Here is a 23,179-nt window from a genome sequence, read left to right on the forward strand (position 1 = left end):
ATGGGTTACCCATGATGCCTGACCGCTTAATTGTTTTTAAATGAATCCACCATTTACCCGCAGCGTTTGACCGGTAATCCATGATGCTTCCCGGCTTAACAGCAAACTGATGGCATCGCCAATATCTTCCGGAGTTCCAAGGCGATGGAAGGCATTGTTATTTTTGTATATTTCTATTTGTTCCTCCGTTTTACCTGCGAAAAATAACTCTGTGGCAGTTGGTCCGGGCGCAATAGTATTGATGGTGATATTCTTTGGACCGAATTCCTTTGCCAGCTGGCGTGTGAATTGTTCGACTGCCCCTTTTGTTCCCGCATATAAACTATAAGTGGGAATCATGTTCCCGTTAACGGAGGTGGAAAGGTTGATGATGCGGCCATCTTCTTCTAAATATCGGTATGCCTCTTTGATCGCAAAGTAGGTACCCTTTACATTAATGGCGAATAGTCTGTCAAAATCCTCTTCCGTAATTTGATCAATAGGTTTGGTAACCATTGCCCCGGCATTATTGATCAAGATATCAATCTTTCCAAATGCTTCTAATGTTGTCGAGAAAATTCGCTTGATATCTTCGACGTTGGCAATATTTCCTTGTACTGTTATTGCCTTTCCTCCTTGAGTAGTGATTCGCTCAACTACTGCTTCCGCCTTATTTTTATTGGAAACATAGTTGACCGCAACTGTTGCCCCTTCGGCAGCTAACTTTACAGCCGTTTTTTCTCCTATTCCACGTGAACCTCCCGTAATTAAAGCTACTTTTCCAGTTAATGATAATGCCATAAACGAATCACTCCTTATTGTATGTCTGATATTCATTTTAATAAAAAGCCGACTAAAACCTGTAGCCTGTTACTAGCAAATCATTGCCTAATTCTCCAACTATTTGGTAAGCTACTCTTATCTAAATGGGAAGGGAAGCGAAAGCGCTGAATAGTATTGTCCAATATCAAGAGCAATTGATTTCATTGATTAATAAACAGGCAGTAGTGGATGGTGATCATCCTACCAGGATTCCTTCGCTGAACATTATCCGACAGTCGGCTGCGGGAGAACCAATCCATACAGTTTACGAACCATCCATCTGTGTCATTGTCCAGGGAGCGAAGATGGCCACATTGGCTGGCAACCGTTTTCCGTTCGATGCAACGTCATATTTAATTGCCTCTGTCCATCTGCCAATCATCGGACAGGTTATTCAAGCAGAAACCGAAAGTCCCTTTCTATGTATTCAAATCAGCTTTCAACTTGAAGAGATAATCAATTTGTTAAATACTACACCGCTTCAGAACCCGACTAAAACAGCGGCTCCTAGTGGCCTCGTATTGAACGAAACGACACCGCAGTTGTTGGAAGCGATAACCCGCCTGGTAGGGCTGTTGGATACTCCGGAAGATATCGAGCCTTTATCTCCCCTTATACTCCGAGAAATTCTTTATCGAGTAGTAAAAAGTAAGCAAGGCGGCCACATCGTTAAGTTTGCCAAGAACGGATCCAACGTAAACCGCATCGCTGAGGCAATTCAAATGATTTACCGTGATTTTAAAGAACCATTGAGAGTAGAGGAGCTTGCTGAACAGGTACACATGAGCACATCCTCCTTTCATCAGCACTTTAAGAATGTGACGGCCATGACTCCGCTGCAATATCAAAAAATGTTAAGACTGCAGGAAGCACGCAATTTATTATTGACGGAAACTACTGAGGCTGCTGATGCAGGTTTTCAAGTTGGTTACGAGAGTCCTACACAATTCAACCGTGAATACGCAAGATTATTCGGTTTACCGCCAAAAACCGATGTGGCTCGATTTCAAAAGTCCTTAGAAAAGTGATTATCTAAGCAGAATAGTAAACATACAAAGGCTGTTATACCCGTGACATTCGTCCATACCAACACGGGCCCTTTTCCATATCCTATTCATAAAGAAATCAGTATTGGAAAGGGGGAGTTGGTGTGGAGGAAGAAAGCCGACGACAGCCAAGGAAAAATAACCCGCTTAGCCAAATGGAAGATTATTTTAAAAGTGCTCCCTATAATGGATTGTTAAGCTCCATTGATTCGCTTTTTCAACAACCGATGTTCAAAAAAACGTCCATCGCGGTGGATCTTTATGAAACACCGAATGAGTGGGTGGTAGAGGCGGAAATTCCGGGAGTCAGCAAGGAAAATATCAAAATTGAACCGATGGGGGACCGTCTGAAGATAGCGATAGTCGATGACCGCGAGACAGAGGAGACGAACGATGTCAACAATTATTACCGTAGAGAGCGGATGATTGAAGGCGTTGAGCGGGTAATTCAGCTGCCGTACACAATCAAGAAGAATAGAACAAAGGCTGCCTACAGAAATGGTGTGCTCACCATCAGAGGTCCAAAAGAGGCCAAAACGAGCAACCAAATCGACATTGACTAGGCAGGAGGCAAGCACTTCAAGTCGAAGTTCCGATTTGAAGTGCTTTTTATAAAAAACAATATGATTATTTATGCAACTTTTTTGTAAGAAAATATCACAAGGAAGAGCGCAATAACCACAGTGCATAAAGCGTTTACAACAGAATCACTGGGAAGCTGTGCACGAAAACTAAATTGACGAAATATATTGACAATAATGATAAATTTGCTATGATAAATAAAAATTCAAGTTGTTACATAAATATGGTGATGAAGACAAGTTCGGTAATCGGCAGACTTCAGAGAGCTGGTGGTCGGTGGGAACCAGTGCTGCTGTTATGGAATAGCACTTCGGAATAGGCAAGCTGAAACATTAGTAGGTCTGCCCGCTTCATGCCCGTTACGCATGGCGCCAATGAAGACTGTTGGAAAACAGTGAAAAAGGGTGGTACCGCGAGAGTGATAACTTTTCGCCCCTTACCAGAAATGTAGGGGACGGGAAGTTTTTTTTTAATGGGAAATTTTCCCGAAACCTCGAAAAATGAGAGGAGATAGAGCATGTTACCAGATCAGCACATATTAAGAATTCCCGGCCCAAGTCCAATACCGCCCAGCGTAGAGAGGGCGATGGCCCAACCGATGATTGGACATCGGGGACAGGAAACCAAGGATTTGCTCGCGACAATCCGGCCAAGGCTGAAGCCGGTGTTTGGAACGGAACAAGAGGTCATGATTGTTACCGGAAGCGGCACTTCGGGACTGGAGACGGCCGTAGTGAACACCGTCGAACCGGGAGATGAAGTCCTGGTAGTGGTCACCGGTGCTTTTGGAGACCGGTTTGCTAAAATTTGCGAAGCCTATCAAATTAGAACCCATCGCATGGAGGTTGAGTGGGGGAGCGCGGCCACTCCTGAGGACGTGAAACAGTTTCTTGAAACTCATTCTGGAATAAAAGCGGTGTTCGCCACTTATTGCGAAACGTCGACAGGTATACTCAATCCGATAAGGGACATAGCCAAAGTGGTTCAGGATACGTCTGATGCCCTGGTTATCGTCGACGGCGTTTCCTGTGTCGGGGGAGTGCAAACCAGGATGGATGACTGGGGAATTGACGTATTGGTCACCGGTTCACAGAAGGCATTGATGCTGCCGGCAGGATTGACGTTCATTTCCGTCAGTGACCGGGCTTGGCAGGTTATCGATTCCAACAAGCAGCCGCGCTTTTATCTCGACTTGCGCAAATACAGGGATAGCCTGGAGAAAAACGCTACCCCGTTCACCCCTGGGTTATCCCTTTTGTTTGGATTGGATCAGGTACTGAATCTTTTCGAAGAAGAGGGCTTGGAAAATGTCTATAACAGACATGGGCTGATGATGAAAATGACCCGGCAAGCTTTTCGGGCGCTGGATATACCGCTATTGACAAGTGATGATGCGGCATCCCCGACAGTAACAGCAGTAAAACCGGAGGATTTTGCAGCGGAGGATTTGCGGAAAGCTGTGAAACAGAGCTTCAACCTATCTATAGCAGGTGGACAGCAGCATCTGCAAGGAAAGATTTTCCGAATCGGCCATATGGGCTACTGTTCTCCGGCAGATGTTCTGCAAATCATTGGTTCAATAGAAATCGGTCTCCAGCAGATTGGTAAAAACGTCGACTTAGGTGCGGGAACAAGGGCCGCACAACAGGTGTATTTAGAGGAAAGCAGGTAGCGATGAATGGATGCAAGAATAAAGAACAGGGGGTTCAAGAATGGCATTTCACGTTTTAATCAGTGATCCTTTAAGTGAAGAAGGTATCCAGCCATTGAGAGATGCAGAAAACATCGAGGTGACCGTCAACACCAATCTTACCGCAGAGTCTCTGGCTGAAAAAATCGGTGACTATGATGCCCTTTTGGTCAGAAGCCAGACACAGGTGACAAGGGAAATCATTATGAAGGCAAAAAAATTGAAAATTATTGGGCGGGCCGGTGTTGGGGTCGACAATATTGACTTGGATGCAGCCACAGAGCAGGGAATCATCGTGGTCAACGCACCCGATGGCAATACCAACTCTGCAGCGGAGCATACGATCGCGATGCTTATGTCCCTGGCCCGTAATATTCCCCAGGCATATTATGCGTTGAAACATAAACAATGGGAACGCAAAAAGTATGTAGGCGTCGAGTTGAAAAACAAGACACTCGGTATCGTTGGTCTCGGGAGAATCGGAGCGGAAGTAGCAGCACGCGCGAAGGGACAGCGAATGAATATCATGGCTTATGACCCGTTCCTCACAGAAGAAAAGGCAGAAAAAATGGGAATCGGATACGGAACACTTCCAGAAGTACTGCAAGCGGCCGATTTTATTACGGTCCATACCCCGTTGCTCAAGGAAACCAGGCATCTGATCAACCGGGATGCGTTTCAGAAAATGAAAACCGGCGTACAAATCATCAATTGTGCCCGTGGCGGCATCATTGATGAAGAAGCTCTGTATGAAGCGATAAGGGAAGGAAAAGTGGCAGGAGCGGCATTGGATGTTTTTGAAGAGGAGCCTGCCCGCGACCATAAGCTGTTGGAGTTGCCCGAAGTCATTGCCACTCCCCATCTCGGTGCCAGTACCGTGGAAGCGCAGGAGAACGTGGCGATTGATGTCAGCCGCGATGTTGTCCAGTTCCTGAATGGCGGTTTGGCTAAAAATCCAGTCAATTTGCCGTCCGTTCCAAAAGAAATCATGAATAAAATCGCTCCGTACTTCGAACTGTCGGAAAAACTGGGTCTGTTTCTGACCGATTTGACGCAGGAAGTGACGGAGGAAGTGCATATCTATTATTCTGGTGATTTGACCGAAGTCGATGTGGCCCCACTGACAAGAAACACCGTCAAAGGTTTACTGAAGCGCCACTTGGGCGACCATGTCAACGATGTCAACGCAACATACTTTGCGGAACGCAAGGGGATCACCATAAATGAACACAAAACGTCCTCGACGAAAGGATTTACCAATCTGTTAACCGTCGAAGTGACGACCAAGTCGGGAACCCGCCAAGTATCCGGGACACTGCTGAACGGTCTTGGTGCCAGAATTGTCAAGGTCGACAATTACAGCGTCGATGTCATCCCGCAGGGACACATGGTCGTCATCCACCATAAAGACCAGCCAGGTGCAATCGGAAGAGTCGGAAGCCTGTTGGCAGAGCAGAACATCAATATCGCGACCATGCAGGTTGGGAGATCCAATGTCGGTGGGGATGCCATCATGATGCTTACCATTGACAAACATTTAGAAACTGAAGGGTTGAATCAGTTAACCGGGCTTACAGATATATATGATGTAACAGCCATCGATTTATAAAAAAACAGGCGCAAGGCAGGTAAGACTGCTTTTGCGCCTGTTTTTCAACAGGTCTCTCATAGTTTGGCCAATACGCCCCCAAGCTCGTCCAGGTGGGAAATTTCATAGTCTGGTACAACCTCATCGGTCTCTTTCCCATGCCTGTTGATCCAGACCGATTTAATCCCCGCACGAGATGCGCCGAGAATGTCGGTTAACAAATTATCGCCTACCATGATGACTTCATTCTTATCTAAGGAGAGCAGCTTTAATGCATGCTCGAAAATTGTTGGATCGGGTTTCCCGCTGCCAAATTGTCCGGAAATAACAATATGATCGAAGTATGGAGCGATTTCTGGTGTCAACTTCAGTTTGGATTGTTGTAAATCGGGAGAGCCATTGGTCAATAGCAATAACTGATACTTGCCGTGTAATTGATCGAGAACAGGGAATGTTTCTTCGTAAGTAAAAGGGCTATTCTTTCTTTCCTGGGGGAACTGCTCGGCCAACTGGACACCTAAATCAGGATCGTCGATTCCTACTGCTTCCAATCCTTTTGTCCATGCTTGCTTCCGGTAAGTTGGCATCAGTTTATTCATCTTCCGGAAGTTTTCTTCATCCTCAGTAAATTCGCCCCATAGCCCTTCAAATGGGTTGATACCGATGTTTTTAGTAAAGGAATAGGTTTCATAGCCTGCATAAAGTTCGCGTGCCTGCTGGCGCACTTTCTCTTCCAGAAGACCCGGGTCGATATTATATATTTTTGCTGCAGTGAGACAGGTTGCTTTGAACGCTTCCTCCACACTTCTTTTATCCCAAAGCAGCGTATCGTCCAAATCAAACATGATTGCTTTCAACATCCATTTTCCCCCTGTAATGTTTATTAAGCCTCGTCTGCAGGCTTCGTTGTATGTCAGGTTTTTATACTGTTGATGGAAACTGCGACATAACTTGAATAAGTCTTCCCACTACCCCCTGATTGAGTCGGAGCATGGCCTTACGAAAATACGCTGTGCTTTCCGCGGAAAACTCTATAGCCATGTACAACATGAATCAGATTCTTCGCTCTCCTAGGTGGAGGAATCCCGCTACGGAGCTAAACAAGGAGACGCAGACCTATGCAGTGGAGTCTTCAGACTGTTTCTTTTCCCGCTGGAGGCTCGCACATTTTCTGCAGCTTGGTATGGGAGCTAGTATCCCCTGTTTCTAAACAGGATGCTGTTCTAGCGAAAGGAAATACCCGGAGACTCCAGCGGGAGGAAAGGCATGGGTGAGCTCCCACAGAACGTCAGCTCGTGGAAGCTCACCGCCCGCGGAAAGCGCAGGGTATCTCCGCAGTGCCGCATTTCAGCTCAACGAGTGAAGGACGGCAGGAAGTCTATATGAAATCCGCAGTATATACTTCAAGAACAAACAATCTTAAAGAAACGCTTTTATTAAAATAGCTTACAAGGAATATTGCCGGAAGTAAACTAGTAGTCGGAAAAGACAGAAAGGAAGCGACTCTTGTTAACAGACCTGGCAAAGAGGTAGTTTGATTTGTAAAAACACCCTTTTTTCGTTTATAATCAGTTAGTAGAATTATGAGTTAAACGGGTTTTCCGGTTGAAAAGCGGAAAAGGAATCCGTTCCTGATAAGACAGAAAAGCACAGCGCTTGAGCTGTGCTTTTTCTTACAAAAGGTGAGCAGATGCTGATTTCAACGCTCCTGTACAGCCGTGTTATCATGGAAGAATAACCGAATTAGGATTAGAGGTGCCGCCATGACATCGCAAAACGTCATAAAAGAGGGAGCTATTACAGCTGTCCTTTATTTACTCGTATTGTTTCTTACATTATTCGTACCAATCATTGAAATTGTCACCTTATTTTTACTCCCTGTTCCCGTCATCGTATTTGCGGCGAGATTTGGGGGCAAACGGGCTGCCGGTTTATTTGTACTCCTGGCACTAGCCTCGTCTTTGTTTTTGACCTATTATTCGCTTCCGCTTGTATTACTGACGGGAATCGGAGGATTGATGACAGGGATTGCAATCCATCAGCGGCTCACAGCCTATGAAACATGGGCAAGGGGGACCGTCGGATTTGTGATCGGTCTCTTGCTCACTTTTTTGGCGGTGCAAGGTTTGTTCCAAATCAATATTGTCCAGGAAATGAACCAGGCCATCAATGATTCGATCGCCCAAAGCCAGGCAATGCTGAAGGATCTGGGCATGGACTTCAACCAGGAAAATGTTGATGACTTGCTGGAGCAAATGCGGCAAATTGTCAATTTGCTGCCGGTGATTTTAGTGGTGATGGCGCTGGTATTAGGATTAGCCAGTCAATGGATCGGCTATCGAGTTATCGGATGGTTGGAGAAAACAACGCTGCGTTTTCCGCCATTCCGACAGTTTCGGCTGCCGGTCGGTCTGGTGTGGATCTATTTTGCCGCCTTGGTCGTCACATGGGTGAGCGGTGATCCGGACAGCATTTGGCATATAGGTGCTGTCAACGTCACCAACCTTGCCGGACTACTGGTTGCTTTGCAGGGACTGTCCTTTGTTTTCTTTTACGTTAAACAGAAGGGAATGTCGGTGGCAGTACCAATTATTGTTATCGTTTTAACCGTTCTTTTTCCTTTTATAGGACTGTATCTTCTGCGAATCTTCGGTATAATTGATTTAGGATTCTCGTTAAGAGACCGGATCAATTTTGATAAAAAATAAGCTCAGAAAAGGGTTTAGGAGCTGACTTTCATGCCAGAATTATTTAAAAAGCCGACAATAGGCAGTCATTTATGGTTCATATACATTTTGTCCTTCGTTTTTTTAGGGATGCTTTGGTATTACCAATGGATGCTCGGCTTGATTATGACAGTATTCTTGGCTGCTTCGCTGTACTACAGTTACAGGCAGGAACAGCAGATGATCAACGATACAGAAGAATACATTTCGACGCTTTCCTATCGGGTCAAGAAGGTAGGGGAAGAGGCCCTTCTCGAGATGCCGATTGGTATTGTGCTATATAGTGAGGACTTCACCATTGAGTGGACCAATCCTTACATGAACAGGCTGAAGGAGGAAGACTCTCTTGTCGGGAAGTCGCTGAATGATCTTTCTGATGACCTCGTTTTAAAAGTGAAAGAAGACAACAACGAAATCTGGTTGTCGATGGAGGATTACAAGTTTCAAGTAATGATCAAAAAGGAAGAGCGGCTGCTGTACTTTTTTGACCGTACGAAACAGACCGAAATTCAAAACCTTTACCATAATGAACAATCTGTCCTGGGTATTATCTTTCTGGATAATTACGAAGAAATCACACAGGCAATGGATGATACGGCCAAAAGCCAAATCAACTCAAAAGTAACGTCGATCTTAAACGAATGGTCGAATGATTACGGCATCTATTTAAAAAGAATATCGCAAGAACGTTTCCTGGCTGTGATGAATCAGCAAATTCTCAACCAGCTGGAAAAAACCAAGTTTGAAATACTGGATGAGGTACGGGAATTGATCTCCGACAAAAACGTTCCGCTGACGTTGAGTATCGGGGTCGGGCTCGGCGGTGTGTCCCTGCCGGCACTAGGTGAACTGGCTCAGTCGAGTCTTGATCTGGCTCTTGGCCGCGGTGGAGACCAGGTTACGATAAAAGATGAAAACGGGAAGGTTCGCTTTTACGGCGGAAAAACCAACCCGATGGAGAAACGGACCAGGGTTCGTGCGCGGGTGATCTCCCATGCGATGACAGAACTCGTACGGGAAAGTGATAAAGTGCTGATTATGGGACACAAAGCGCCGGACATGGACTCGATCGGGGCAGCGATCGGTATCCTGAAAATTGCCCAGGCAAGCGATGTGGAGGGTAGCATCGTGATGGATCCGGACGATGTCAATACAGGTGTCCAGCGGATGGTCGAGGAAATCAACGGAAATGAAGAACTCCGATCCCACTTTATGGATCCGGATACGGCGTTGGATTCGGTGACGAAAAACACGCTGCTTGTCATCGTCGATACCCACAAACCATCAATGGTGGCGGAGGAAAAGCTGCTCAGTAAAACGGAGCATGTGGTCGTTATCGATCACCATCGCCGGGCAGAGGAATTTATTAATCATCCGACACTCGTCTATATGGAGCCATATGCTTCCTCTACGGCAGAGTTGGTGACGGAATTACTGGAATATCAGCCGAAAAACCTGAAGCTGAATATGCTGGAATCCACGGCATTGCTGGCGGGTATCATTGTCGATACGAAAAGCTTTACCTTGAGGACGGGATCCCGTACATTTGATGCTGCTTCCTATTTACGATCAAAGGGAGCTGACACCGTATTGGTCCAGAAGTTCATGAAAGAGGATCTGGATATTTACGTCAAGCGCAGTCGTTTAATTGAACATACGCACATATATCGCGACGGCATTGCCATTTCAACAGGAGATCCAGGTGAAACCTTCGGGCCGGTGGTAATTGCCCAGGCTGCCGATACCTTACTGACGATGAGTGGAATCGTCGCCTCGTTCGTTATTTCGGAGCGGGAAGATAAACGGATCGGTATCAGTGCCAGATCGCTGGGCGATGTCAACGTTCAGGTGATCATGGAAAGAATGGATGGCGGCGGCCATCTTACCAATGCTGCTACCCAGCTGGATGATTCCTCTGTCGAGGATGCAACAGAACAGCTGAAAGCAATTATAGATGAATATTTTGAAGGGGGAGCTGAAGAATGAAAGTAATTTTCTTGAAAGATGTAAAAGGAAAAGGAAAAGAAGGCGAAGTCAAGAATGTTTCGGACGGTTACGCCCGCAACTATCTTTTGAAAAATAATCTGGCGGTCGAGGCGACTTCAGGTAATATGAAGGCCTTGGAAGCGAAAAAGAACAAAGAGAAACAAAAAGAGCAGAATGAAGTAGAAGAGGCAAAACAACTGAAAGAAAAGCTGGAAAATCTGACCGTTGAATTGACGGCGAAATCAGGAGAAGGCGGCCGTCTATTCGGCTCGATCACCAGTAAGCAGATTGCCGAAGAACTGAAAAAAAACCATCAAATCAAAATTGATAAGCGTAAAATCGAACTGGATGAACCGATTCGGGCACTTGGCTATACCAACGTACCGGTAAAAGTGCATCCGGAAGTATCCGGAACCGTTAAAGTACACGTAAAAGAAGCCTGAAAATCGGTTGCTGCATCGAATCAACTACATCATGGGTAGTCATCAAAGAAGGGGCTGTCTGCCGGGGAAGGCGGCAGCTCGCTTCCTTTTCCAATTAAAGGAGGAAAAGATGCTGTATGAATGAACAATGGACCGATCGGACGCCGCCGCACAATATCGAAGCTGAACAAGCCGTTCTTGGGGCGGTTTTTTTAGAGCCTGAGGCGTTATCAAGGGCTGCGGAAATATTGCTCCCGGATGATTTTTACCGTGCGGGTCACCAGCGAATATTCGGAGTGATGACGAGCTTGTCTGACAAAGGAGAACCAATTGATTTGGTCACGGTTACGACGGCTCTGTCCAATGCGAAAATTCTGGATGAGGTGGGCGGGGTCTCGTATTTAAGTGATCTGGCAAACTCTGTACCTACGGCCGCCAATATCGAGTATTATAGTAGAATTGTAGAAGAAAAGGCACTCTTGCGGAGACTGATCCGGACTGCGACAGACATCGTAACCGATAGTTTTTCCAAAGAAGACGAAGTCGCCGACGTCTTGAACGACGCGGAAAAAAGTATTTTGGAAGTCTCCCAGCGAAACAATTCAGGAGCCTTTAAAAATATCAAGGACGTTCTAATCGATGTCTATGATAATATTGAACAGCTGCAGCAGAATGATGGGTCTGTTACCGGAATACCTACCGGGTACCGGGATTTGGACCAAATCACATCAGGATTTCAGCGGAATGATTTAATCATCATCGCAGCACGTCCGTCGGTGGGTAAAACGGCATTCGCTTTGAATATTGCCCAAAACGTCGCCATTCATGCAAGCGAGAATGTTGCCATTTTCAGTTTGGAGATGGGGGCAGATCAACTGGTTTCCCGTATGCTTTGCGCAGAAGGGAACATCGATGCCCAGCGGCTCAGAACGGGAAAGATGGAGGCAGAGGATTGGAGCAAACTGACCATGGCAATGGGAAGCCTGTCCAATGCCGGAATCTATATCGATGATACACCTGGTATCCGTGTCAGTGAAATCCGCAGTAAATGCAGAAGGCTGAAGCAGGAACACGGTCTCGGCATGATTCTGATTGATTACCTGCAGCTGATCCAGGGAAGCGCCAATTCCAAAGAAAACAGGCAGCAGGAAGTATCAGAAATATCCCGTTCCTTAAAAGCATTGGCCCGTGAACTGAACGTACCACTGATTGCATTGTCGCAGCTATCCCGTGGGGTAGAATCCCGCCAGGATAAGCGACCGATGATGTCCGACCTGCGAGAATCCGGAAGTATCGAGCAGGATGCCGATATTGTCGGGTTCCTGTATCGTGATGACTATTACGACCAGGAATCGGAAAAACAAAACATCATTGAAATCATTCTTGCCAAGCAACGTAACGGCCCGGTTGGAACCGTAGAGCTTGCGTTTGTGAAAGAATACAACAAATTCGTCGACCTGGATCATCGTTACCAGGAAAGCGACATACCGCCAGTCGGTGCAGTTGGGGGCTAAGAATGGAAAAAGCAGACGAATCGTCTGCTTTTTTGTTTTGCCCAAAATTTTTCTAAAGAAACGGATGTTTCCACGGGTATACTTCAACCTCCTCAAAAAAGCAAGGGGTCAGTCCCCGTTTTGGCATGAATGTGGGGACTGACCCCCAATTTCACGAACGAAAATCGAGTTTTAAGTTATAATGTTCGTATATTTCATTGACATTGTAAATGGGGATTGATAAACTTACTATGTTATGCACATAGTAAATATAATTTAGTTGGCGGAGGTGCCTATATGTCCTCAGTAGTTGTAGTCGGAACCCAATGGGGCGATGAGGGTAAAGGTAAAATTACAGATTTTCTATCACAAAATGCAGAAGTTGTGGCCAGATACCAAGGCGGCAACAATGCTGGACATACGATCAAGTTTGACGAAATTACGTATAAATTGCATTTGATTCCTTCCGGGATTTTCTTCGATGATAAGATTTGCGTACTTGGCAACGGCATGGTCATCGATCCGAAAGCGCTCGTTGAAGAGCTGCAATACTTGCATGATAAGGGTGTTTCTACCGATAATTTGCGCATCAGCAACCGGGCGCATGTCATTCTGCCGTATCACTTGAAGCTGGATGCCCTGCAGGAAGAAGAAAAAGGCGCCAACAAAATCGGCACGACCAAAAAAGGCATCGGTCCAGCTTACATGGACAAAGCAGCCCGTGTAGGTATCCGAATCGCCGACTTACTCGATAAGGATGCGTTTAAGGACAAGCTCGAGCAAAACCTGAAAGACAAAAATCGTTTATTCGAGAAGGTGTATGAAACAGATTCTATCGCTGTGGAAGACATTCTGGACGAATATTACGAGTACGGCCAGCAGGTTAAAAAATATGTTTGTGATACATCGGTTGTGTTGAATGAAGCACTGGATGACGGACGTCGCGTGCTATTCGAAGGAGCACAAGGGGTTATGCTCGACATCGACCAAGGCACCTATCCATTCGTCACCTCCTCTAATCCGATTGCTGGCGGTGTCACAATCGGCTCTGGTGTCGGACCGACTAAGATCAATCATGTGGTCGGCGTCTCCAAAGCCTATACAACCCGTGTCGGTGACGGTCCTTTCCCGACCGAACTGCACGATGAAATCGGCGACCAAATTCGCGAAACAGGAAGGGAATATGGTACAACGACAGGCCGTCCACGCCGTGTCGGCTGGTTTGACAGCGTTGTTGTACGTCATGCCCGCCGTGTCAGCGGCATTACCGATTTGTCCTTGAATTCACTGGATGTATTAACAGGCATAGAGACGCTGAAAATTTGCACAGCATACAAATACAAAGGCGAAACCATCCATGAATTCCCGGCAAGTCTGAAGGACCTAGCGGACTGCGAACCGGTTTACGAAGAACTTCCAGGCTGGACAGAGGATATTACCGGTGTGAGAAGCTTGCATGAGCTTCCGGAAAATGCCCGGCATTATTTAGAGCGGATCTCGCAGTTGACCGGAATACCATTGTCTGTCTTTTCGGTAGGTCCTGACCGGACACAGACGAATGTTGTCCGCAGTGTTTACAGCTAAATGTTCATGAATACAGAATGGACGGGACTTCTCTGAGAATCTCCCTCTATAAAATCACCAGCGTGAAATAGAACGCTGGTGATTTTTTTGCTTTTCAGCATAAATTGGGCTCGCCACAGCAATATACCCGCAGGCGGCTGGTGGCTTTCCTCTGGCGGGAATTCACGTAGGATGCCCGTAGCTCTGTAAGGAAAGCCCGCTATTTAGAAAAGCCCTGCCTGGCAACGATAAGTGCAGGTCTCTAATAAAAAACAACCTTGAACCGAGAAACAATGTAAGTCAAATAACCTTCTTTATTCCCCGAAAGCACTAAAATAAAACCAATACCGCCAATATTCTCCAATAAACTCCTTGATCATGTAACAAAATCGCAACACAACAACCAAATATTACCATTAAAAGAGATAGAAATAGTTACATTTTACACAAAAGTGAACCATAATACTCACGCATAGGCGGAATTTACCAGCTTTTATACAGTTTCGTTACATCCTGCTGATTCGGTATCTTCCGATTTGCTCCTATGGTAGATTAAGAGAGTGAAAAATAGATTCGGAATCAGGTAACGCGTTTAGGAGGACCCTGCAAATGAAGATACAAGCTTTACATAAAGAAACGAAACGACGCCGAAATAAATGGTTCACCACAGCAGCTGCCGCTCTGGCAGGATTTGCGCTATCTTTTCAAGTGGTACAGGCAGCAGAGGACGACTTAGACACCGTTTATCACGTGTACATGGACGGTGAAAGTGTCGGAACGGTAGCAGATAAGCAAACGGTTGATGAAACTGTCGATAAGGTACTGGCGGAACATGCGGATGATTACAAGGGTTATTCGTTGACCACGGGCGAGGAGATTTCTTTCGTTCCCGAGAAGGTGTTTGAGCCTGTGACAGAAGAAAAACAAGTGGTCAAAACCTTGGAGGACGAACTCACCGTCAACATCGATGCTTTTCAATTGGTGATCGGCGATGAAAAGCTTGGTTTTTTCAAAAGCGAACAAGCAGCAAAGCAGGTTCTTACCTCTTATAAAGAGAGGTTTGTCGATGCAGAAGTGCTGAAAAAGCTGGCGGACGGTGAATCCGAAGTTCCCACGAATGACGGCAAGACGTTGGTGACAGGAGTAGAACTGTCCGAGGATGTGAAGGTATCGGAAGCTAAAGCAGACCCCGACGACATGCTGTCAGAGAAACAGGGATTGAAACAGTTGGAAAAAGGCACGCTAAAAGATACTGTCCATTCTGTAAATGAGGGAGAAGTGCTTGGCGAAATCGCTGGAAAGTACGATATGGACATCGATGACCTGCTCGAACTAAATCCGGAATTAACAGAAGAATCGGTGCTGCAAATCGACCAGGATATCCATGTTGCCAAGCGGGAGCCCTATTTACAGGTAATTGTTTCCGAAGAAACAGAAAAGGAAGAAGCAATTCCTTATGAAAAAGAAGTGAAAGAATCTGACTCGCTTTACAAAGGTGAATCGGAAGTCAAGCAAGAAGGCGAAGAGGGCAGCAAACAAGTACGTTATGCAGTGAAAAAAGTGAACGGACAAGTTTCCGAGCAGAAAATGCTGGAAGAAACAACGACAAAGGAACCGACCGACGAAATCGTCGTGAAAGGTACCAAGGTGGAGACCTCCCATGGAAGCGGATCGCTGCAATGGCCGGCAGTCGGCGGCACGATTACCAGTCAAATGGGACATCGCTGGGGAAAGCAGCATAAAGGAATTGATATTGCCGGTGTCAGCAACCGTTCCATTCTGGCGGCTGACAATGGGGTAGTCGTTTCGGCAGGCTTTAACAGTGGCGGCTATGGAAACAAAGTTGTCATCGACCATCAAAATGGCTATCGTACAGTGTATGCGCACCTGGCTTCAATCCGGGTGAAAACTGGACAAACCGTAGCGAAAGGTAGTAAAATAGGAGTAATGGGTTCGACTGGTGATTCAACCGGGGTCCATTTACATTTCGAAGTATATAAGAACGGGGCACTACAGAACCCGGCAAATCTTTTTTAATAGAATAGTATGATTCACCACTTACCAAAATAATGCAGCCCTTGTCAAAATGATGACAAGGGCTTTTGTACAGGAAGAAGTTGTTCTGGCAAATTGTCCTGCTTTTATCGGGAAAAAGGACAGACAACGCAAAGTACGTTAAAATAAACCTATTAAAGAACGAGAAAAGGATGTGGCATAATGAGTCAAAAGATTCTAGTGGTAGACGACGAAAAACCAATTGCAGATATACTGAAGTTCAACTTAGAAAAAGAAGGTTATCAGGTCGTATGTGCCTATGATGGGGACGAAGCAATCGAACTGACCAATAAAGAAAACCCGGATTTATTGTTGCTTGATATTATGCTTCCGAACAAGGATGGCAATGAAGTCTGCCGGGAAGTCCGTAAGAACCATACGATGCCGATTATCATGATCACCGCCAAGGATGCGGAAATTGACAAGGTGCTTGGTCTCGAGCTGGGAGCGGACGACTATGTAACCAAACCCTTCAGCAATCGGGAAGTGATTGCCAGAGTCAAAGCGAACTTGCGCAGGCAACAAGTGGTGCCCGAAGATAACAGCCGGGCCAATAAAGATATCGTAATCGGCAGCCTGGTGATCCATCCGGATGCTTATACAGTTACCAGAAACGGCGAACAAGTGGAATTGACCCACAGGGAATTTGAACTGTTGCATTATTTGGCGAGACATATCGGCCAGGTAATGACAAGGGAGCATTTGCTGGAAACAGTATGGGGTTATGATTATTACGGGGATGTCCGCACGGTCGATGTGACAGTGCGTCGTTTGCGCGAAAAAATCGAAGACAGCCCGAGCACGCCGGTTTGGATTGTGACCAGAAGAGGTGTCGGCTATTACTTGCGTAACCCTGAACAGGAGTAATGCTTTATGAAGAAAGTCGGTTTTTTCCAGTCGATCCGATTTAAAATTGTCCTTATCTATATTTTGCTGCTGTTACTGGCAATTCAAGTGATTGGATCCTATTTTGCCATCCGGCTGGAAGAAAATTTAAAAAAGAATTTAAACGATACGGTGGAAGAACGAATTGAAGGGTTAAGTTATTATTTGGAACAGGCTTTTCAGAAAGAACGAAGTGAAGATGAAGAAGGTCCGACCTTGCAAGAAGATGTCCAGAACATTCTCGATCGGGTCGATAGCAGCGTTTTTTCTACCCTTCAAGTATTGGACAGGCAGTATCGGGTTATCGGAGCTAAAAATGAAATTGACAGCAATATTATCGGCAGCAGGAAAACGGGAGATCCGCGAATCACTCGGGCATTGATTTTCGGTGTGGAAGAAAACACTACAATGCGGGACCCTGAGACCAACAAGCGGATGAAGGTGCGCGTGTTGCCGATAGGTGGCGAGGACGACCCGGACGGCATTCTGTATTTGGAAGCCTCGATGGAAGGCGTTTATGATCAAATGGGCAATATCAATGATATTTTTGCCAGAGGAACCGTAATTGCTATCGCCATTTCCATCGTCTTGGGGATTTTGGTCGCGCGTACCATCACCAAGCCGATTACCGAAATGCGGAAACAGGCCAAAATTATGTCTACCGGAGACTTTTCCCAAACAGTCAACGTATATGGCACCGATGAAATCGGTCAGCTGGCAATGACCTTTAATGATATGAACGACAAATTGAAGCAAGCCCATAACACAACAGAGGGAGAACGCCGTAAGTTGAGTTCCGTCTTGTCCAATATGTCGGACGGAGTCATTGCGACGGACAAGGAAGGAAAAGTATCCTTGATGAACGAACCGGCTCTGCAGCTGATTCGCAAAGACTTTGAAGAAGTGAAGGGACAGCCGTTGATCGAGGTACTGCATTTAGAAGACGAAATCGATGATGATATGCAGGCTGACACTGGATCGGTCACCATCGACTTCAGTGATGACGAAGAATTCTTTTTAATCAAAGCGAATTTTTCGGTGATACAGGATGAAGACGGCAATTTTGGCGGCTTTATCACCGTCATCAGTGATGTAACGGAGCAGGAAAAGGTCGAGCAGGAAAGAAGAGAGTTCGTCTCCAATGTCTCGCATGAGCTGCGGACACCATTGACGACGATGCGAAGCTACCTGGAAGCACTGACAGATGGTGCCTGGGAAGACAAAGAAATCGCCCCGAAATTTTTGGATGTGACGCAAAACGAAACAGACCGGATGATCCGGCTGGTCAACGACTTGCTGCAGCTTTCCAAAATGGATAACAAGGCAACCGACCTGTACATGGAACGGGTCGATTTTATCACGTTTTTCCACCATATCATCGATCGTTTTGAAATGAATAAAGCCGAAGAAATCATACTCGACCGGAAGCTCCCGAACAAAGAATTCTTTGTCTGGATGGATAAAGATAAACTGACCCAAGTAGTTGATAACATTATTTCCAATGCGATTAAGTATTCGCCGGATGGCGGCAGGATCACCTTCCGGGTAGACAACAACCGCAACAGACTAATGGTGTCGATCACCGACCAGGGCATGGGAATTGCCCAGGAAAAGGTGGACAAAATCTTCGACCGGTTCTACCGGGCTGACAAAGCCCGCTCCCGAAATCTTGGCGGGACAGGGCTCGGCCTGGCAATCGCCAAAGAAATCATCGAAGCCCATCACGGCCACATATGGGCAGAAAGCAAGGAAGGCAAGGGGACGACTGTCCATTTCACATTGCCGCTTATCAAAAAAAGCGGAGGTGACAAAAGATGAGGCTCGAAATGATAAAAACATTGGGCTTGTCGGCGTTGATTGCGGCCAGCTTGCTGCTGACTCTGGGAATTTGGAATTACAAACCGAATTACGATGAGACAGAAAATGTGGAAAGCAACTATACTGATGAACCTTTGCAGGCCGGCCACGAGGAAAGCAAGAAGAGCATTATTGAACCATCAAAAGTTATTTTTCAAGCTAATGGCATTTTCTCATCGTTTGAAAACAGAGGTGACCAGGAAGCATTTTACCAGGAAATCCAGGAGTGGTCGCTTACCGGCCTCGACCAGGGAATCCAGACCGATCAGAAACTGCCTGACAGTGATGACTATTCTGTCCAGCTGATATATCCATTGGAGGTGCCGGCTGGAGCGATAAGAGACTTGTTCACTTTGGAAGAGAACAACATCAATCAAGTACAACGTGGTTCATTTGATCGGATTTTTCTGAACGAAAATAATAGTGGTACCGTCGAATTGGTATTCTACAATACGGAAGCAAAGATGAGTATTCACGCAGAGGTGCAGAATGCCGGGGCGGCTGATGTGCTGGACCAATATGCCGATATGGATGGTAAAATCAATTATATTGAGTATGCAGAAGGCGCTGGGGCACCGATTTATATCCCACAGGGGGAACCGGAAATTAATGACCTGACTTTTTCAGTCGATACCTTTACCACGATTTCCGATCTAGATCCGCTGCTCAACAACTTGTTCACAAACCGGGAAGTCATGACATCAAATCGATTGGAGAGCGGCGGCACTTCCTACTCGGACGGTATCCGGGAGCTTCGGGCCTATGAAAGCGAGAAGTATATGGAATACGTCAATCCGCTTCCGGAAAACCGCACTATCGAGGGCTCGGAACTGGTCAACCAAACCATCAATTTTCTCAATGCCCACAGAGGCTGGACCAACTCTGCCAACGATGAGTATCAGCTATACAATGTAAATGTGCAGCGGAATGAAGTGACGTACCGGCTTGTTTATAACGAGTATCCGGTTTTCGGCCAAAATGATAAGCAGGCTACCATTCAAATAACCTGGCGTAACCAGCCTTATAAATATGACCGCCCGTTGTTCAAATTGGGCGAAGCGTTTGATTATGGAGAGCCGCCGGATTTACCGAGTGGTGAGGAAATCGCCGGCTATTTAGAAGATGCCAAAGGCAGCGGCAGTATTAAGGATATTGCCCTCGGTTACAAATTGGTAGATGAAGGCATTTCAATCCGGTTAGTGCCAGCCTGGTTCAAACAGGACACGACTGGCTGGAGCGAGCTGGATTTGAGCGAAATGTCCGGCTTGGGGGAGGAATAAGCCATGCAATGGGGACAAATTAAAACACTATTCATCATATGTTTCCTTATTCTGGATATCTTCCTACTCCAGCAATTTCTGAAGACGATGGATTCCCGATCGCCATCCGGAGATATTGCAGAACCGAAACTGGAAGAATATATGAAAGAAAATGTGAAAGGGCTCGACAAGCTGCCGGAGGAGCAGGTCAAGGATTCATTCATCACGGTAAAAGCGAGAAACTTTACGGCCGATGACGTAAAGACCCTCAAGGCCATGAGTGAGCAGGAAGTGGACCTGCTTGGCAGCGGCAACCTGCTGTATTCAGAGTTCAAGGAACCGGTGCCGATTGATCCGGATAGCACGAAGGCGGAAAAGGAATTGGAGTTATCCGAACACATCCTTTCTGGTGGAGAATATGTCTATTGGGGAAAAGATGACGCTTCCGGTGCCCTGATTTTTTTCCAGACAAATAACAGCAAGCCGATTTATTATAGCCAGAGCGGCTTTGTGGTAGCCTTTGTCAACAGCGACAATGAAATCACCAGCTATCTGCAAACCGCAGTTGATGAAGTGGACAGACAGGAGCCAAAAAGCATGATTACTGCGTATTCCGCGATAAGCAGCCTGTTCAAAGCCAATGCATTGCCAATGGAGGATCCGGAAATAACGGAAACCCCGACAGTGGGCTATTATTCATTCGTCGATCTCGATGAAGGACAGCAGGTTTTTGCTCCTTCCTGGCACTTTGCCATCAATGACGACTTGCATTATGTGGTAATGGGTTCTGAAGGACAATTTTCCCAGCATGACAATCCGACGTTTGTACGGAATACAATCCGGAAAGCGCAGGACGGCATGAGAGACGCGAAGCTGTCCGACGAGGAAATAGAAGAATTGCAAAATGTGTACCAAAGGTTATTGGAATCCACAAGGGTGAGTGATGAGGAATGACATTAAGCTTTAGTGTACTTGCATCAGGAAGTACAGGAAATGCTTTTTATATAGCGACAGAAAAAGAGAAAATCTTAGTCGATGCGGGATTGAGCGGCAAGGAAATGGAACGGCTGATGGGCGAAGTGAACATCGACCCGTACAGTCTTACCAAGCTGCTGGTCACCCATGAACACAGTGACCATATCAAAGGGTTGGGCATCATGGCCCGTCGTTATCAACTCCCGATTTATGCCAACGAAAAAACGTGGAAAGCGATGGAAGGTTCGATCGGCAAAATAGAGTTGGATCAGAAGTTTGTGTTCAACATGGAGGAAACCAAGGCTTTCGGCGACCTGGATGTGGAATCGTTCGGTGTCTCGCATGATGCTGCCGAGCCGATGTTTTTCACCTTCCACCATGAGGGGAAAAAAGTCGCTCTCGTAACCGATCTCGGTTACGTATCCGAGCGCATCAAAAAAACCGTAGAAAATGCGGATGCCTATATTTTCGAAGCCAACCATGATGTTTCCATGCTGCAAATGGGCAGATACCCGTGGAATGTCAAACGCCGCATTCTCGGGGACAGCGGCCACGTTTCCAATGACGATTGCGCCCTGGCTTTGAGCGATATCATCGGAGACCAAACAAAACGTATTTATTTGGCTCATTTAAGCAAAGATAACAACATGAAAGAATTGGCCAGAATGTCCGTGCAAAACTATTTAAATGACCATGGTTTCACCATCGGCGACAAACTGCACCTGCATGATACAGACCCGAAGACGCCGACCCCTCTATATGAAGTAGTTTAACCGGACTGGCGAAAGGAAACACTATAAACGTTGAGCTTTATGTTTTTTCCAGGTCAGAAAGGATGGGTGCGATGGGCTATTATGATGATCATTATCAAACAAACAGAACGAATAAGAAAAAAAGGAACTGGTTTCTGCCTTCGCTTATCGGGGCAGTCATCGGGGCACTGATTGTGATTGTGGCACTTCCTGCCTTACAAGAAGCGGGTTTGCTGCCGTTCCAGTCCGCTGAACAAGGTTCCAATGAAATTACCCAAGGAAACGGTGACAATTCACAAGCCGGTCCTACGTCCAATGTTAACGTCGACGTTTCGTCGCAAATAACCGAAATCGTCGGCGAAGTGACCCCTGCAGTAGTCGGAGTGGTCAACATTCAATCCTCTACGAACTTCTGGCAGCAAGAAGAATCCGGACAAGCAGGCACCGGATCCGGCGTTATTTATAAAACGGCAGACGGAAGCGCCTATGTGGTGACCAATCACCACGTCATAGAGGGTGCAGACGAGGTCGAAGTGGTACTCTCTGACGAAACCCACGTCTCCGCAGAGCTGCTCGGCAGTGACGTGTTCACCGATTTGGCCGTACTGAAGATGAGCGCTGACCAAGTCGACAAAACGATCGAAATCGGCAGCTCGGATAGTGTCAAAGTTGGCGAGCCGGCAATTGCCATCGGGAATCCGCTCGGGTTGATGTTTTCCGGGTCGGTTACTCAAGGAATCATCAGCGGCAAGCAGCGGGCCATTCCACAAGACTTTGACGGAGACGGACGGGCTGACTGGCAGGCTGAAGTCATTCAGACGGATGCCGCCATCAATCCAGGGAACAGCGGCGGCGCACTGATCAATATGAGCGGGCAATTAATCGGAATCAACTCGATGAAAATCGCCCAATCCTCTGTTGAGGGAATCGGCTTCGCCATCCCGATCGACAGTGCGACACCGATAATCGAACAACTGGAGACAGAAGGCACGGTCACAAGGCCATACTTAGGTGTTGAAGCCTATTCCCTTGAGGAAGTAGCCCAGGTGGAATGGGAGCGGAGACTGAACCTTCCGGAAGAAGTGGAAGGCGGAATCTACTTACGGAGCATTGAGCCTATGTCGCCTGCAGATCAGGCTGGCCTGCAAGAGCTCGATGTCATCACCGAATTGGATGGCGAGCCAATCCAGGATGTGATTGGTTTGCGCAAGCATCTCTATCAGGAAAAACAAGTTGGCGAGGAAATGACCGTCACCTATTATCGTGACGGAGAACGTCAAGAAACAACGGTAACACTGGCAGCCCAGGAATACTAATAGGAAAAAGCCGGATCATATGGATCCGGCTTTTTTTCTGCTTTAAGAAAGGACATGTAAGGCGTAACAATACTAAAATCGCCTGTTGATAACAGCGTCATTTCCGTTACTACCATAGTTATGCACAGCCTGTGGATGGAGTTGAGGATAACTATCCATATATGGTGGCGAACATTTATTCTT

Annotated in this window: 18 protein-coding genes and 1 other annotated feature; of the genes, 16 read left to right on the top strand and 2 right to left on the bottom strand. The window is 46.5% G+C overall.

Features of this window, described 5'->3' with window-relative positions; translation table 11 throughout:
- Positions 1-36: 36 nt before the first annotated feature.
- Entirely contained in the window at positions 37-780 is a 744-nt protein-coding gene (locus BLR82_RS10945; RefSeq protein WP_074599280.1) for an SDR family oxidoreductase, read from the bottom strand.
- 125 nt (positions 781-905) lie between these two features.
- On the opposite strand from BLR82_RS10945, the gene BLR82_RS10950 reads away from it, so the two are divergent.
- The 4 genes from BLR82_RS10950 to serA all read left to right on the top strand — a co-directional run bounded on the left by BLR82_RS10950 (position 906) and on the right by serA (position 5,728).
- The gene (locus BLR82_RS10950; protein WP_074599282.1) at positions 906-1,829 is read left to right on the top strand and encodes an AraC family transcriptional regulator; all 924 of its coding nucleotides are present in this window, start codon (positions 906-908) and stop codon (positions 1,827-1,829) included.
- A gap of 122 nt (positions 1,830-1,951) precedes the next feature.
- A complete protein-coding gene (locus BLR82_RS10955) occupies positions 1,952-2,410 on the top strand; it encodes an Hsp20/alpha crystallin family protein (RefSeq protein ID WP_083334820.1) in 459 nt (152 codons plus the stop codon).
- Between the two features lie 236 nt (positions 2,411-2,646).
- Positions 2,647-2,869 (top strand) — a binding site (T-box leader).
- Positions 2,870-2,946: 77 nt separating this feature from the next.
- A complete protein-coding gene (locus BLR82_RS10960; protein ID WP_074599284.1) occupies positions 2,947-4,101 on the top strand; it encodes a pyridoxal-phosphate-dependent aminotransferase family protein in 1,155 nt (384 codons plus the stop codon).
- A gap of 40 nt (positions 4,102-4,141) precedes the next feature.
- Positions 4,142-5,728 (top strand): phosphoglycerate dehydrogenase, encoded by a 1,587-nt coding sequence (serA, locus tag BLR82_RS10965; protein ID WP_074599286.1) that lies wholly within the window; start codon positions 4,142-4,144, stop codon positions 5,726-5,728.
- A gap of 56 nt (positions 5,729-5,784) precedes the next feature.
- Here serA and BLR82_RS10970 read toward each other — a convergent pair whose 3' ends face one another.
- The gene (locus BLR82_RS10970) at positions 5,785-6,567 is read right to left on the bottom strand and encodes an HAD family hydrolase (RefSeq protein WP_074599289.1); all 783 of its coding nucleotides are present in this window, start codon (positions 6,565-6,567) and stop codon (positions 5,785-5,787) included.
- 903 nt (positions 6,568-7,470) lie between these two features.
- Between BLR82_RS10970 and BLR82_RS10975 the strand changes: the two genes are divergently transcribed.
- From BLR82_RS10975 to BLR82_RS11030, 12 genes are all read left to right on the top strand, one after another.
- Entirely contained in the window at positions 7,471-8,415 is a 945-nt protein-coding gene (locus tag BLR82_RS10975; RefSeq protein ID WP_074599291.1) for a YybS family protein, read from the top strand.
- 30 nt (positions 8,416-8,445) lie between these two features.
- Complete coding sequence (locus BLR82_RS10980; protein WP_074599294.1) at positions 8,446-10,419, top strand: DHH family phosphoesterase; 1,974 nt, start codon at positions 8,446-8,448, stop codon at positions 10,417-10,419.
- Complete coding sequence (rplI, locus tag BLR82_RS10985; RefSeq protein ID WP_074599296.1) at positions 10,416-10,862, top strand: 50S ribosomal protein L9; 447 nt, start codon at positions 10,416-10,418, stop codon at positions 10,860-10,862. The genes BLR82_RS10980 and rplI overlap by 4 nt, the downstream gene beginning before the upstream one ends.
- Before the next feature lie 116 nt (positions 10,863-10,978).
- Entirely contained in the window at positions 10,979-12,355 is a 1,377-nt protein-coding gene (dnaB, locus tag BLR82_RS10990; protein WP_074599298.1) for a replicative DNA helicase, read from the top strand.
- A 276-nt stretch (positions 12,356-12,631) separates the two neighbouring features.
- A complete protein-coding gene (locus BLR82_RS10995) occupies positions 12,632-13,918 on the top strand; it encodes an adenylosuccinate synthase (protein ID WP_074599300.1) in 1,287 nt (428 codons plus the stop codon).
- Positions 13,919-14,506: 588 nt separating this feature from the next.
- The gene (locus BLR82_RS11000) at positions 14,507-15,934 is read left to right on the top strand and encodes a M23 family metallopeptidase (protein WP_074599302.1); all 1,428 of its coding nucleotides are present in this window, start codon (positions 14,507-14,509) and stop codon (positions 15,932-15,934) included.
- Between the two features lie 180 nt (positions 15,935-16,114).
- Complete coding sequence (yycF, locus tag BLR82_RS11005) at positions 16,115-16,819, top strand: response regulator YycF (protein WP_074599304.1); 705 nt, start codon at positions 16,115-16,117, stop codon at positions 16,817-16,819.
- 6 nt (positions 16,820-16,825) lie between these two features.
- Positions 16,826-18,655, top strand: a complete 1,830-nt coding sequence (gene walK, locus BLR82_RS11010; protein ID WP_074599306.1) for a cell wall metabolism sensor histidine kinase WalK — start codon at positions 16,826-16,828, stop codon at positions 18,653-18,655.
- Positions 18,656-18,663: 8 nt separating this feature from the next.
- Positions 18,664-19,974 (top strand): YycH family regulatory protein, encoded by a 1,311-nt coding sequence (locus BLR82_RS11015; protein WP_175486793.1) that lies wholly within the window; start codon positions 18,664-18,666, stop codon positions 19,972-19,974.
- A 3-nt stretch (positions 19,975-19,977) separates the two neighbouring features.
- Positions 19,978-20,907, top strand: coding sequence for a two-component system regulatory protein YycI (locus tag BLR82_RS11020; protein WP_074599310.1), 930 nt, complete (start codon positions 19,978-19,980; stop codon positions 20,905-20,907).
- Positions 20,904-21,701, top strand: coding sequence for an MBL fold metallo-hydrolase (locus BLR82_RS11025; protein WP_074599312.1), 798 nt, complete (start codon positions 20,904-20,906; stop codon positions 21,699-21,701). The genes BLR82_RS11020 and BLR82_RS11025 overlap by 4 nt, the downstream gene beginning before the upstream one ends.
- Before the next feature lie 71 nt (positions 21,702-21,772).
- Positions 21,773-22,996, top strand: coding sequence for a S1C family serine protease (locus BLR82_RS11030; protein WP_074599314.1), 1,224 nt, complete (start codon positions 21,773-21,775; stop codon positions 22,994-22,996).
- The last annotated feature ends 183 nt before the right edge of the window (positions 22,997-23,179 follow it).

It is taken from the genome of Sediminibacillus halophilus, from assembly GCF_900103695.1.
GTDB lineage: Bacteria > Bacillota > Bacilli > Bacillales > Amphibacillaceae > Sediminibacillus > Sediminibacillus halophilus.

Bases quoted from the DNA above. Each gene is read 5' to 3' on its own strand.
- rplI (WP_074599296.1), top strand. From the start codon at position 10,416: ATGAAAGTAATTTTCTTGAAAGATGTAAAAGGAAAAGGAAAAGAAGGC.
- serA (WP_074599286.1), top strand. From the start codon at position 4,142: ATGGCATTTCACGTTTTAATCAGTGATCCTTTAAGTGAAGAAGGTATC.
- walK (WP_074599306.1), top strand. From the start codon at position 16,826: ATGAAGAAAGTCGGTTTTTTCCAGTCGATCCGATTTAAAATTGTCCTT.
- BLR82_RS10945 (WP_074599280.1), bottom strand. From the start codon at position 780: ATGGCATTATCATTAACTGGAAAAGTAGCTTTAATTACGGGAGGTTCA.
- BLR82_RS10975 (WP_074599291.1), top strand. From the start codon at position 7,471: ATGACATCGCAAAACGTCATAAAAGAGGGAGCTATTACAGCTGTCCTT.
- BLR82_RS10980 (WP_074599294.1), top strand. From the start codon at position 8,446: ATGCCAGAATTATTTAAAAAGCCGACAATAGGCAGTCATTTATGGTTC.
- BLR82_RS11030 (WP_074599314.1), top strand. From the start codon at position 21,773: ATGGGCTATTATGATGATCATTATCAAACAAACAGAACGAATAAGAAA.
- BLR82_RS11020 (WP_074599310.1), top strand. From the start codon at position 19,978: ATGCAATGGGGACAAATTAAAACACTATTCATCATATGTTTCCTTATT.
- BLR82_RS11015 (WP_175486793.1), top strand. From the start codon at position 18,664: ATGATAAAAACATTGGGCTTGTCGGCGTTGATTGCGGCCAGCTTGCTG.
- BLR82_RS10970 (WP_074599289.1), bottom strand. From the start codon at position 6,567: ATGTTGAAAGCAATCATGTTTGATTTGGACGATACGCTGCTTTGGGAT.
- BLR82_RS10950 (WP_074599282.1), top strand. From the start codon at position 906: ATGGGAAGGGAAGCGAAAGCGCTGAATAGTATTGTCCAATATCAAGAG.
- BLR82_RS10995 (WP_074599300.1), top strand. From the start codon at position 12,632: ATGTCCTCAGTAGTTGTAGTCGGAACCCAATGGGGCGATGAGGGTAAA.
- BLR82_RS11000 (WP_074599302.1), top strand. From the start codon at position 14,507: ATGAAGATACAAGCTTTACATAAAGAAACGAAACGACGCCGAAATAAA.
- dnaB (WP_074599298.1), top strand. From the start codon at position 10,979: ATGAATGAACAATGGACCGATCGGACGCCGCCGCACAATATCGAAGCT.
- BLR82_RS10960 (WP_074599284.1), top strand. From the start codon at position 2,947: ATGTTACCAGATCAGCACATATTAAGAATTCCCGGCCCAAGTCCAATA.
- yycF (WP_074599304.1), top strand. From the start codon at position 16,115: ATGAGTCAAAAGATTCTAGTGGTAGACGACGAAAAACCAATTGCAGAT.
- BLR82_RS11025 (WP_074599312.1), top strand. From the start codon at position 20,904: ATGACATTAAGCTTTAGTGTACTTGCATCAGGAAGTACAGGAAATGCT.